The organism is Halorubrum sp. SP3 (assembly GCF_005435195.1).
GTDB classification, from domain to species: Archaea; Halobacteriota; Halobacteria; order Halobacteriales; family Haloferacaceae; genus Halorubrum; species Halorubrum sodomense.
In genome coordinates, this window is the sequence record NZ_SGTU01000685.1 from 1 (window position 1) to 241 (window position 241).

1 pseudogene is annotated in these 241 nt (G+C 66.4%); it reads right to left on the reverse strand.

Annotated features, from left to right (window positions below):
* Nucleotides 1-241 (reverse strand): annotated as a pseudogene (locus EXE42_RS17960) (ABC transporter ATP-binding protein); the annotation flags it as partial.

Consider the following 241-nt stretch of genomic DNA (forward strand, 5'->3'; position numbering starts at 1 on the left):
CCTTCGGATAGCTCGCCCGTGAACGGCCCCGGGGGCCCCTGGAACACCCAGAGCCCCCCGACGATGAACGTGAGGACGAAGCCGATGCCCGCGAGCACGCGGAGGCCGGGGAAGAACTTGATCCGCGTCTCGATCGCGTCCCAGTTGGCGTCGAAGTAGTCGAAGGAGACGTCGTCGACGCGGTCGGACTCGTAGGACTCGGTGTTGGCCGCCTTGATCACCTGGATGCCGCCGAGGTTGT